Here is a 12,685-nt window from a genome sequence, read left to right on the forward strand (position 1 = left end):
ATATGAAAAGAATAGCAAGTCTGTTATTTGTATCAATTTTTGCCGGTGCAATTACATTGGGTGCTTACAAACTTTTTTTCGAGAAGGAAAATTTTACCATCATCAGCCAAGAAAACAATGGCGGTGTTATTAACGCTAGTTATACGCCTACGTCTGCTAGAGGTGCCGGAATCAATGAGGTCGACTTTACCAGTGCTGCTGAAAATACGGTAAACGCAGTGGTTCACGTTAAAAATATTACCCTTAGCAAAGGACCAACAACTATATTCGATATTTTTTATGGAACTGGCGGTAGTGCCGTACCACAAGTAGGTACCGGATCGGGAGTAATTATTTCTTCTGACGGATATATAGTTACCAATAACCATGTCATTAATAAAGCTACACAACTACAAGTTACGTTAAATAACAACAGAACATATAAAGCAGAACTTATTGGTACTGATCCAAATTCTGACATTGCTCTTATAAAAATTGATACAGATGAGAAATTGCCCTATTTAGCATTTGGCGACTCTGATCATACAAAAATTGGAGAATGGGTTTTGGCAGTTGGCAATCCCTTTAATCTTACCTCTACGGTAACAGCAGGTATTGTAAGTGCCAAAGCTAGAAATCTTGGAAAAAATCAGTCTTTTATACAGACAGATGCAGCCGTAAACCCTGGAAACTCAGGTGGTGCTTTGGTAAATACTAACGGTGACTTAGTGGGTATAAACACCGCGATTACTTCACAAACTGGTTCTTATGTAGGTTATTCTTTTGCGGTACCTAGCAATATTGCCAAAAAGGTTGTTCAAGATATTTTAGAATACGGTAATGTTCAGAAAGGATTTATGGGGATTAGCCCTGCGCCTATAGATACTAGAGATGCTATTGAAAAAGGAATTAATAATATAGATGGCGTGTATATTGAATTGGTAGAAGAAGAATCTGCAGCGCAGGAAGCAGGAATTGTTGTCGGCGATATCATTAAAAAAGTCGATGAAATAACTGTGCACAAATATCCTGATTTAACCGGATACCTTTCTACAAAAAGACCAGGCGATACTTTAGCCTTTGTTATTGATAGAGATAAAGACCTCATTACTTTACCACTAGTTTTGAAAGAAAGACAAAAATTGGTTGTGCCTGAAATGGGCTTAGAAGTTAAGAACCTTACCGAGCATGATAAAAAGGTTTACAAAACAACATCGGGAGTAAAAATCACCGGCGTACCCGAAAGATACAGAGGTTATGGTTTATCTGAAAAAGTTATCGTTAAGGTAGACGATTTTGAGATAGGAAATATTGACGACGCCTATAATGCTTTCGGCGCTATTTCTAAATACGGAAAAACAGTTATTGTTATGGTAGGATCCAATGGAGAACGAGACCGATTAATCTTCCAATAAAAAATAACTAAAAAATACAGCCTTCGTAAAAACGAAGGCTTTTTTTTGAAAAATATTTATTTTAAGTGGTTAATTTTTCTAGTTTTGTGCGAATTATAAAAATAATCAACTAATTATGGCTCCACAAACCACTTTTGAAAAAGAGCTGGCATTTCAAGCAGACCGTAGAAAAGCTACAACTGAATTTATTAAAATTGTTAGCGATTTATGGTATGATAAATCTATTGAAATTGTCCTTTTTAAAAATCAGGTTATTGATAAAAACGTAAGTGACATCATTCATTTACACGAGTATGCTGGTGAATTCGTGCAAAAACCAATATCAATTTTTGATTCTGTTGAAATTTTGCGCTCCATCTCAGATATGCTTTTACCACCTTCTAAATTAGATATCGGTAAATTAACTTACGAGTACCATTCTGACACCAATATCTTAAACAATGTAAAATCTTTTGTAATTGATAAATTACAATCTGCGCAAGACTTTAAAAGCATAGAACCGAAAGATGTTGTTTTATACGGTTTTGGACGCATTGGCAGATTAGTTGCCAGAGAATTAATGTCTAAAACCGGTAAAGGAAATCAACTTCGATTAAGAGCTATCGTGGTAAGAGGTAAACCTAGCATTGAAAATCTTGAAAAAAGAGCCAGTTTACTTAAAACAGATTCTGTTCATGGTATTTTCAATGGTACTGTTAAGATTGATTATGCTAATCTTAAACTAGTTATTAATGGAACCACGGTGCATGTCATTTATGCAAACATGCCAGAAGAAATTGACTATACCGAATATGGTATTAATGATGCTTTGGTTATAGATAATACTGGCGCATTTAGAAATAAAGAACAATTAGAAAGACATTTACAGGCCAAAGGAGCATCTAAAGTACTTTTAACGGCCCCTGGTAAAGAGGTCGCAAATATAGTTCACGGAGTAAACCATTTAGAATATAATCCAGATGATACTGAAATATTTTCAGCAGCTTCATGCACAACGAATGCCATTACCCCTATTTTAAAAGCTATCGAAGAAACTTTAGGAATCGATAAGGGACACTTAGAAACTATTCACGCATACACGAACGATCAAAATTTGGTCGATAATATGCATGGCAAATACAGAAGAGGTCGTGCTGCCGCACTTAACATGGTCATAACAGAAACTGGAGCCGGCCAAGCCGTTACAAAAGCATTACCGTCATTAAAAGGTAAATTGACATCTAATGCCATTCGTGTACCTGTACCAAACGGATCATTAGCTATTTTAAATCTTGATGTTAAACAAAAAACATCTCTTGAAGGTGTAAACACCATGATTAAAAAATATGCCCTTGAAGGTGATTTAGTAGAGCAAATTAAATACTCGTTAGATAAAGAATTGGTATCCTCTGACATTATTGGTACTTCTGCCCCGTCTATTTATGATAGTATGGCGACAATTGTATCTGAAAGTGGCAAAAATATTATTCTGTACATCTGGTACGACAATGAATATGGCTATTCGCACCAAGTTATTCGTTTGGCGAAGTATATTGCCAAAGTACGTCGTTTTACATATTACTAATTTTTTTAAATAATAACGTCTATTTGTTGATATGCTACGTAGTTAAATAAACGTTTTTTAGCATTGACTTTTTTTTATAGTATGATAATTATAAAGTACTTTAGTCAACTCTAAATTATTCAAATTAACCTAAGAATCTATTACATGAAATTCTATAGAATACTATTGTTACTGGCATTACTATTGGCTAGTAACTTACAATTTGCGCAAGACACTGAAGAAGAGGACGATAAACTGTCTTTAGACGAAGGTCCTATTAGCAATCAATTCGATTTTATTGCTAAGCGATCAGGTAATTATAGAGCTGATGGTATTAGGTATGAAGTAGTAAAAGAAACCAATCTTTTTAAAATTCGCGAGAATGTTCTGGATTCTATAGCGGCCATGAATAAAAAAACCGGCGAGCTTAAGGCCACGATTGCAGAACATGAGACAACAATTACGTCTTTAAATAATAAGTTAGAGGAAACGACAACTAATTTAGGCGCTGTTACAGAAGAAAAAGATAGTATGTCATTTTTAGGACTACCTGTTTCTAAAGGAACATATAATTTTGTTCTATGGACGATTATTGGGGCATTGTTTCTAACACTTGGCTTCTTTATCTATAAATTTAGAAATAGTAATATTTTGACTCAAGAAGCAAAACAAAACCTTTCTGAACTAGAGGTTGAATATGAAGACCATAGAAGAAGATCCTTAGAGCGCGAGCAAAAAATAAGTAGGCAACTACAAGACGAAATTAATAAACAGAAGAAAACTAAATAATTAAAAGCTCCTTAACGGAGCTTTTTTTAGATATGAAAAGTATACGTAGAATTACAGGAACAGATATTATCGATATTATTTCGCTTTTCGATGGGTATAGAGTATTCTATAAAATGAAATCAGACCCAGATGCTGCAGCCGAATTTCTAAATGATAGAATTACCAAAGATGAGTCTATTATTTTCGCAGCTTACGAAGATGACAAGGCTGTCGGCTTCGTTCAGCTATATTACACGTTCTCTTCTGTAAGTTTAGAGAAATCATTAATTCTAAACGATTTATTTGTAGATACTAATTTCAGGGGCGAATCTATTGGTGAACAGTTATTGTTAAAAGCGCAAGAATTTTGTAAAATGAATCATTACAAAGGACTCGCACTAGAAACCGCCATTGACAATCCGGCTCAAAAATTATATGAGAAATTAGGATGGACAAAAGATTACCACGCTTTTCATTACTTTTGGCAGGCTAAATGATGATGCAAAATAAAAGATGCGAATAGATATTATTACCGTATTGCCCGAGTTACTTACCAGTCCCTTTGAAGCCTCTATTCTAAAAAGAGCTGTTGAAAAAGGATTGGTAGAAGTCCACTTTCACAATCTTAGAGATTATACCGACACGAAATACCGTAACGTCGATGATTATCAATTTGGTGGCGGAGCCGGAATGGTGCTTATGATAGAGCCAATAGATAAATGTATAACCGATTTAAAAGCACAGCGCGATTACGACGAGGTTATATACATGACGCCTGACGGTACTACCTTAAACCAAAAAATAGCAAACACATTATCTATGGTCGAGAATATAATCATTCTATGTGGTCATTATAAAGGTGTTGATCAGCGAGTAAGAGATGCATTTATCACTAAAGAAATATCTATTGGAGATTATGTACTTTCTGGCGGAGAATTAGGTGCCGCAGTATTATGTGACGCCATAATACGATTATTACCAGGGGTATTAAACGATGAAACATCTGCCCTAACGGATACTTTTCAAGACGGACTCTTAGCTCCGCCGATTTATACAAGACCTGCTGAGTATAAAGGAATGCATGTACCTGATATTCTATTAAGCGGAAACTTTGGCAAGATCGAAGAATGGCGAGAAGATAGGGCGTACGAGCGTACCGTAAAATTACGCCCGGACCTGCTTGAGTAGCTTAAGTTTGATTTTTAAAGAAAAACAATATAAATACTTGTGTGTTTTAATTTAAATATTATTTTTGCACCCTGTTAGAACAACCTCTGACGATAATCGTGAATGTTGCTTTAATTTAATTCCTATTAACTATACAATGGAATCATTAATAAAATTTGTACAAGACGAGTTCGTAACTAAGAAAGATTTTCCAAAATTTTCTTCTGGTGACACAATTACTGTATACTACGAAATTAAGGAAGGTGAAAAAACAAGAACTCAGTTCTTTAAAGGTGTTGTAATACAACGTAGAGGTTCTGGTTCAACTGAAACTTTTACAATTCGTAAAATGTCAGGTACTGTTGGTGTTGAGCGTATCTTCCCAATTAACTTACCTGCACTTCAAAAAATTGAAGTTAACAAGCGTGGTAAAGTACGTAGATCTAGAATTTACTACTTCCGTGAATTAACTGGTAAAAAAGCTAGAATTAAAGAGATTAGAGGATAAATTTATCTTCTAAAATTATACAAAGCACCGTGTCAAAATGATACGGTGCTTTTTTTATGAACAATAGTTAATAATACATGTTCATAAAGTGTTGATTAATAAAAGTTTACAAAAATAAGGTTTGAACTACTTTTTTTTGTAAATTACATTATGGTTAAAGAATGAAAATGAGAAAAATTCATTTAAAACCACTACGAAGTTTACGTTCTATCGTATTATTGTTTGACCATACATTTAATGATTATTAAATGAGGGTGAATTTTAAAAAATCTATATACTAGGTTTTTAATCTTCAATGAAGACAATAAAAAAGAAATGATGTGTAGATGTTAGGTTACGTACCTGAGAATCGAAAAGCATTTTAAACGTTGAATTAGTGAAACGGGTGCAATCAAGGGTTGCCGTTTTAATGAAAAATTAGAACAAACTGTCCGTAAACTATTTCTAAAAAGCCATATCATTGTATGCGTACATTGATATGGCTTTTATTATTTAACAAATCCACCTTCGCGACCTAAAATATTAAGACCTCTCCCCGCTTTCAAACTTTTAGAAAATCGTATATTTGTTCCGCTTAAATTAAAACAAACCGCAAATGTCCAAAATTTTTTATACCAAAACAGACGAGGCGCCTGCATTGGCAACGGAGTCTTTTTTACCTATTGTAAAGGCGTTCACTAAATCATCAGGAATTGAAATTGAAACTAAAGACATTTCTTTAGCTGGTAGAATAGCTGCTACTTTTCCCGAGTTTTTAACGACAGAGCAACAGGTGTCCAACGATTTGGAAGAATTGGGCAATATGGCAAAACAGCCAGAAGCGAATATTATCAAATTACCTAACATTAGTGCTTCGGTTCCTCAATTGAACGAAGCTATAAAAGAATTACAATCTAAAGGTTATAAATTACCTAGCTACCCAGATGAGCCTAAGAACGATAAGGAAAAAGAGATCAAGGCAAAATATGATAAAATAAAAGGTAGTGCAGTAAACCCGGTATTACGCGAAGGCAACTCTGACCGTAGAGCACCTAGAGCTGTAAAAAATTACGCAAAACAAAATCCGCACAGCATGGGTGCTTGGAGCTCTAGCTCAAAAACTCATGTAGCAACAATGGGTGATGGTGATTTTCAAGCCAATGAAAAATCATTGACTTTGAACAATGCTACATCTGTACAAATTAAATTAGTCTCAGAAGGTTCTGAAAGCATCTTAAAAGACAACTTGGCTTTGCTTAAAGGCGAAATTATCGATGCTACGGTAATGAGCAAAACAGCTTTACTTGATTTCTTGAAGAAAGAAATAAAAGATGCTAAAGATAAAGGTGTTCTATTTTCTGTGCACTTAAAAGCTACAATGATGAAAGTTTCTGATCCAATAATCTTTGGGCATGTTGTAGAAACTTTCTTAAAATCTGTTTTTGAAAAGTATGCTGGCACTTTCGATAAATTAGGTATTAGCCCTAATGACGGTTTAGCTAGTTTATATCAGAAAATTGAAGTGCTTCCTGCAAGCGAAAAAGATGCTATCACTAAAGATTTAGATGCCGCATTAATGAACGGACCTGATTTGGCTATGGTAAATTCCGATAAAGGTATTACCAACCTTCACGTACCAAGCGATATTATAATTGATGCCTCGATGCCGGCAATGATCAGAAATTCCGGTCAAATGTGGAATAAAGAAGGTAAAGCTCAAGATACAAAAGCTGTTATACCAGATAGCAGCTATGCTGGTATTTACTCAGCAACGATAGATTTCTGTAAAAAGCATGGTGCATTTGACCCTACGACTATGGGTACTGTACCAAATGTTGGCCTTATGGCTCAAAAAGCTGAAGAATATGGTTCACATGACAAGACTTTTGAAATCAAACAAAACGGAAAAGTTCAAGTTGTTGATGTAGAAAGTGGTAATGTTTTAATTGAACATTCAGTAAGCGAAGGAGATATTTGGCGTATGTGCCAAGTAAAAGATGCTCCTATACAAGACTGGGTAAAATTAGCTGTGTCAAGAGCTAAGGCTACGAATGACCCTACTATATTTTGGTTAGATAAAAATAGAGCACATGATGCCGAGCTGATTAAAAAAGTAAATACTTATTTAGCTCAAGAAGATACTAATGGTTTAGACATTCAAATAATGTCTCCTATTAAGGCTACTGAGTATACGTTAAAAAGAATGAAAGCTGGAAAGGATACTATTTCTGTATCTGGTAACGTATTACGTGATTACCTAACTGACCTATTCCCTATTTTAGAGGTAGGTACAAGCGCGAAAATGTTGTCTATTGTTCCTTTAATGAACGGTGGTGGACTTTTTGAAACTGGTGCAGGTGGTTCTGCTCCAAAACACGTAGAGCAATTTATAGAAGAAGGTCATCTTAGATGGGATTCCTTAGGTGAGTTTTTAGCACTAGGAGTTTCATTAGAATTTTTTGGTGAGAAAAATTCCAATCCAGCAGCTAAAGTTCTAGGCGATAGCTTAGATAGCGCAACTGAAAAGTTTTTACTGAACGATAAATCTCCTTCTAGAAAGGTTAAAGAAATAGATACAAGAGGTAGTCACTTCTTTTTAGCTAAATATTGGGCAGAGGCATTGGCATTGCAAGATGACAATGCTGAATTGAAATCTATATTCTTAAAAGTTAGCACAGAAATTAATCATAATGAATCTCAGATTCTTTCTGAATTAATAGACGCTCAAGGTTCTAAACAAGATATCGGTGGTTACTACAAACCAGACCCAATTCTAGTCGAAAAAGCTATGAGACCAAGTAAAACTTTAAATGGTATTTTAGATTCTATTTAACTTAATAAACTTCGTTACAAAGCACCCTAAATACATTTTGAGGGTGCTTTTTTTTGTATCATATTGAAGAAGTAAAAAGTTCACAAGTATACAATCATAGAATATTCAAAAAACCGCTTGGTGTTTAATCTACTGAATCGAGCTAAATTTGTTTTAGGAGCATCAGCAATTTCTAAGTATTTTTACAAAAAAAATTGATGAAGGGATATTTACCAATTATTCTTATATCGCTGCTATGCCTCTCATTTTCATCATGGGGACAACAAAAATTTACCCTGAGTGGCACCATATCAGAATCTAGTAGTAACGAAACACTAATTGGTGTTACCATTGCTGTTCCAGAATTGAGTACAGGAGTAACTACAAATGAATATGGCTTCTATTCTTTAACACTACCAGAAGGCACATACAAAGTTTTAATTAGCTACCTAGGCTTTAAAGATGTTCTCCAAGAAATAACGTTGACAGAAAACAGACGTTTAGATTATTTACTTGACGAAGAGGCAGAAGAATTAGAAGAAGTTGTGGTTACCGAAAATGTGGAAAAGATGGATATCAGAAAACCACAAATGAGCGTTAATACGTTATCGGTTGGTACCATCAAAAAAATACCGGTAATTCTTGGTGAAGCCGATGTCATTAAATCTATTTTATTGCTTCCTGGTGTTACCAATGCTGGTGAAGGTGCTTCTGGTTTTAATGTTCGTGGTGGCTCTGCAGATCAGAATCTAATTCTATTAGATGAGGCTATCATCTTTAACTCATCGCACTTATTCGGATTCTTTTCTGTTTTTAATCCTGATGCAATAAAAGATGTAAAACTTTATAAAGGTGGAATTCCCGCACGTTACGGTGGTAGAGTTTCTTCTGTCCTAGATATTTTTCAAAAAGAAGGAAATAGTAAGGAGTTTAAAATGAATGGTGGTATTGGGGCCGTGGCGAGTCGACTTTTGATCGAAGGACCTATAAAAAAAGATAAAGCCGCTTTTCTTATAGGCGGTAGAGCTTCGTACGCTCATCTTTTTCTGCCGCTATTCGATGTGGACAATACTGCTTACTTCTATGACCTTAACACCAAATTAAACTACAGAGTAAACGATAAAAATAATATTTTTCTGTCCGGTTATTTTGGTAGAGATGTTTTCGGCATAAACGATAGCTTTGTTAATACCTACGGGAATACTGTAGGTAACTTTAGATGGAACCATTTGTTCTCTGATAAGCTTTTCTCTAACCTATCTCTAATTTATTCGGATTACTATTACGGATTGAAATTAGATTTTGTTGGATTCAATTGGAATTCAGGTATTCGTAATTTCAACATCAAATATGACCTAAAACACTACGCTACAGATAAGTTACAGGTAAACTACGGTATCAATAATGTATACTACGAATTCAATCCTGGTAAAATAGAACCTAGTAATGATGAATCAGGAATTGTTGAAGAGCAACTGACTCAAAAATACGCTAATGAATTTGCGGCCTATGTAGATTTTGAACATCGAGTTACAGATAATTTAAGCCTTGGCTACGGGTTACGATTTAGCCATTTTACGAGACTTGGTCAAGATGAATTAAATGTCTATGCCAATAACAATCCTGTTGAGTTCGATCCTTTTTTGCTGATTTACAAAGAGGCTGAACCTATTGATGTTATAAATCCTGGTAAAGGAACCACTTTATCTGATTTTAGCAATTTTGAGCCAAGGGCATCTTTATCTTACACCTTAAATGAGACCAGCTCAATAAAAGCTAGCTATACAAGACTGGCTCAATACCTACATCTACTTTCAAATACAAGCTCTCCTACTCCTTTAGATGTTTGGACACCAAGCGGACCGTTTACCAAACCACAATTATTGGATCAATATGCCTTCGGATACTTTAAAAATTTAAAGGACGGTGATTACTCCGTTGAAACTGAGGTGTTCTATAAAGATGTTCAAAATAGAATAGATTACATTGACGGTGCTAATTTAATTGCGAACAATGCTATTGAGCAAGTAATTTTAAACGGAGAAGCTCGCGCTTACGGTTTGGAGTTTTTGTTACGCAAAAATGAGGGTAAATTACAAGGCTGGCTAGCATATACATTATCTAAATCTGAGCAACGTACGCCTGGTAGGGCATCTACCACAGATGACGGTCGAAGTAATTTAGAATCAGGTATTAACTTTGGCAATTGGTACAACACCCCTTACGACAAAACGCATGATGTGTCTTTGTTCGTGAATTATGATTTTAATGAAAAATGGAGTGTTAGTAGTAACTTCACCTACCAAACCGGACAACCTACCAACTACCCTATTGGCCAATTTCAATTTCAAGATTTAACAGTACCCTATTATGGTCTTCGAAACACTCAAAGACTACCAGCATATAATCGTCTTGATTTGTCCGCAACATTAACACCCAGAAAGAATAAGAATAAAAAAATAAAAGGAGAATGGGTATTTAGCCTTTACAATGTTTACAACAGAAGAAATGCAGCTTCAATTAACTTCAGGCAAAATGATGATACCGGTGTCAATGAAGCTGTTCGTACCTCAATTTTCGGTATCGTACCTGCTGTTACCTATAATTTTAAATTATAAGCCATGAGACGTCATTTGTTGATATTATTTGCCATTGCGTTTTGCATTTCTTGTGAGGACGTTATTGATGTTGATTTACCAGAAAACGAAACTAGACTTATCGTAAACGGAGTTATTAGAGTTGATGAAACACAAGAGTATCTACCTATAGAGATAATGGTTTCTCAAAGTAGTTCGTTCTTCGACGACAACACTGTTGCGACAATTAAAAGTGCCATTATATATTACGGAACTCCAAGAGAAGATGCCCCAGAAATTTTAGAAGGTGGTGGTGTATCAAACTTAGCGGAAGTGGAACCAGGTAGTGGCAAATGGGTGCCAGACCCCTCGTTTGATAGTGACCAACGAATTAGAGTAAATAGCATTAATGAAGGTGATGTGTTTCAGCTGATTCTTGAAACAGATGAAGAACGCTATTTCGCAACCACAACTTATGTGAAATCTGTACCAATAGACTCGCTGGTTCAAGGTGATGAGACACTCTTTTCAGGTGATGAAACAGAGGTCATCGTAACCTTTACAGACCCTGACGAAAGTGATGATTTTTATCTTTTAGACTTAGATTTCGGAGAATTTCTGGTAACTGAAGATGAATTTTACCAAGGTCAAACTTTTGTGTTTTCATACTTTTATGACAATGATTTAGAATTAGATTCAAGCTCAGTGGTCAATATAAGCCTTTTAGGAGTAGATGAATCATTTTATAATTACATGAACCAAATCATCGTTCAGTCTGGTGGTGACCAAGGTCCGTTTCAGACACCGGCAGCAACGGTACGCGGCAATATTATAAATATTACAGGCATCGATAATAACGAGGTTTTTGATAATGTAGAACGATCAGATAATTTTGCCTTGGGTTATTTTGCTATCGTAGAAGAATACAAAGACAGTATAATAATTACCGAGAATGAGACGAACTGATAAAGATTTACTTGTTACAGGTTTAAAAAAATTAGCGATAACCGTAGTGCTCATGTTTACGGCGCCTATAGTATTGTATCAAGCATTTAAAAATCAAGAAAATTTTTTGTTCTGGCCTGTTTGTATTGTTGGCATAATTCTGGCATTCTTCGCCGTTAGAACAGGCTTTAAAGGCATTATGACAATAATGGATTCTATGTTCGGCAAAAAACCAAAATCATCTTAATCTTTAGGTACTTTTGTAGTTCTTTTCCATTTATTATACAACTTATCATAATCGTAATCAAGAACGGTTTCTTGCCGTTCTAATTTACCTTTAGAAAAAGCGCGTTGTAAAATATCTTCTATTAAGTAATCTTCCTCAATCAAATCAGGATGAAATTCTTCTTTAATACTAATACTAAAAAGCTTTGCCGTGGTATTGTACCAAAATGCACGCCATCCGTTTCTTAAATCTTTCACTAGATCAAAAGCAGTAGTACCTGTTTGTCTATAAATTAGTTTTACTAAAATCTGCCCTTCGGTTCGGGTCAATTTTTTCAACTCTTCAGAAAACTCCTCTTCAATAAATTTCTGTACTTTTTTGGTATATTTTTTTCTTTTACGATTGTTCTTCATGTTCGCCAAACTATCATTTAGCTCCACCAAACGCTCCGCCGCCATTTTTGCGTACGGATACACTTTTTGTGTTTTTCTACGTAAAATATAATATCTTAACTTTTCGTCGTAAGAAGAGAATTTAAGCTTACCAAATACATAAGCTTCTTCTAGGGCAATAGAACTTTGCAGTAAAGAATCACCCGTAATGATGATCATTTTTTCGGTAATAGAATCAAGCTCTTGTTCTTCCACTTGGGCATTACCAGTAAAAACACCAGTAAGAAGTATTAAAAGAAGTATTAAATTATATTTCATTACCATTGGTTAAACAAAAGTCCTGCCAAAATTAACGATTATTAAAGAAGGTTATTA

Annotated in this window: 11 protein-coding genes; 10 read left to right on the forward strand and 1 reads right to left on the reverse strand. The window is 34.9% G+C overall.

The features are described 5' to 3' along the window. Positions 1 to 2: 2 nt before the first annotated feature. The 10 genes from CLV90_RS12605 to CLV90_RS12650 all read left to right on the forward strand — a co-directional run bounded on the left by CLV90_RS12605 (position 3) and on the right by CLV90_RS12650 (position 11,939). A complete protein-coding gene (locus CLV90_RS12605) occupies positions 3 to 1,394 on the forward strand; it encodes a S1C family serine protease (protein WP_133687821.1) in 1,392 nt (463 codons plus the stop codon). A 115-nt stretch (positions 1,395 to 1,509) separates the two neighbouring features. Beyond that, positions 1,510 to 2,958, forward strand: coding sequence for a glyceraldehyde-3-phosphate dehydrogenase (locus tag CLV90_RS12610; RefSeq protein ID WP_133687822.1), 1,449 nt, complete (start codon positions 1,510 to 1,512; stop codon positions 2,956 to 2,958). A 144-nt stretch (positions 2,959 to 3,102) separates the two neighbouring features. After that, entirely contained in the window at positions 3,103 to 3,726 is a 624-nt protein-coding gene (locus CLV90_RS12615; RefSeq protein ID WP_133687823.1) for a tRNA (guanine-N1)-methyltransferase, read from the forward strand. A 32-nt stretch (positions 3,727 to 3,758) separates the two neighbouring features. After that, positions 3,759 to 4,202 carry a GNAT family N-acetyltransferase gene (locus CLV90_RS12620; protein ID WP_133687824.1) on the forward strand — a complete coding sequence of 148 codons (444 nt, stop codon included), beginning with the start codon at positions 3,759 to 3,761 and terminating at the stop codon, positions 4,200 to 4,202. Positions 4,203 to 4,218: 16 nt separating this feature from the next. Further along, positions 4,219 to 4,893, forward strand: coding sequence for a tRNA (guanosine(37)-N1)-methyltransferase TrmD (gene trmD, locus CLV90_RS12625; RefSeq protein WP_133687825.1), 675 nt, complete (start codon positions 4,219 to 4,221; stop codon positions 4,891 to 4,893). A 136-nt stretch (positions 4,894 to 5,029) separates the two neighbouring features. Next, positions 5,030 to 5,380: a 50S ribosomal protein L19 gene (gene rplS / locus CLV90_RS12630; protein WP_133687826.1), complete on the forward strand. Its 351-nt coding sequence runs from the start codon at positions 5,030 to 5,032 to the stop codon at positions 5,378 to 5,380. A 595-nt stretch (positions 5,381 to 5,975) separates the two neighbouring features. Continuing rightward, positions 5,976 to 8,192, forward strand: a complete 2,217-nt coding sequence (locus tag CLV90_RS12635) for an NADP-dependent isocitrate dehydrogenase (protein ID WP_133687827.1) — start codon at positions 5,976 to 5,978, stop codon at positions 8,190 to 8,192. Positions 8,193 to 8,389: 197 nt separating this feature from the next. Continuing rightward, positions 8,390 to 10,789 carry a TonB-dependent receptor gene (locus tag CLV90_RS12640; RefSeq protein WP_133687828.1) on the forward strand — a complete coding sequence of 800 codons (2,400 nt, stop codon included), beginning with the start codon at positions 8,390 to 8,392 and terminating at the stop codon, positions 10,787 to 10,789. Between the two features lie 3 nt (positions 10,790 to 10,792). Further along, the gene (locus CLV90_RS12645; RefSeq protein ID WP_133687829.1) at positions 10,793 to 11,713 is read left to right on the forward strand and encodes a DUF4249 family protein; all 921 of its coding nucleotides are present in this window, start codon (positions 10,793 to 10,795) and stop codon (positions 11,711 to 11,713) included. Then, positions 11,700 to 11,939: a DUF6095 family protein gene (locus CLV90_RS12650; RefSeq protein ID WP_133687830.1), complete on the forward strand. Its 240-nt coding sequence runs from the start codon at positions 11,700 to 11,702 to the stop codon at positions 11,937 to 11,939. Before CLV90_RS12645 ends, CLV90_RS12650 begins: the two co-directional genes overlap by 14 nt. On the opposite strand, the gene CLV90_RS12655 is transcribed toward CLV90_RS12650, so the two are convergent. Beyond that, complete coding sequence (locus CLV90_RS12655; RefSeq protein ID WP_133687831.1) at positions 11,936 to 12,628, reverse strand: DUF4294 domain-containing protein; 693 nt, start codon at positions 12,626 to 12,628, stop codon at positions 11,936 to 11,938. The two genes, CLV90_RS12650 and CLV90_RS12655, sit on opposite strands and share 4 nt — an antisense overlap. Between the last annotated feature and the right edge of the window lie 57 nt (positions 12,629 to 12,685).

It is taken from the genome of Maribacter spongiicola (genome assembly GCF_004364165.1).
Classification (GTDB): domain Bacteria; phylum Bacteroidota; class Bacteroidia; order Flavobacteriales; family Flavobacteriaceae; genus Maribacter; species Maribacter spongiicola.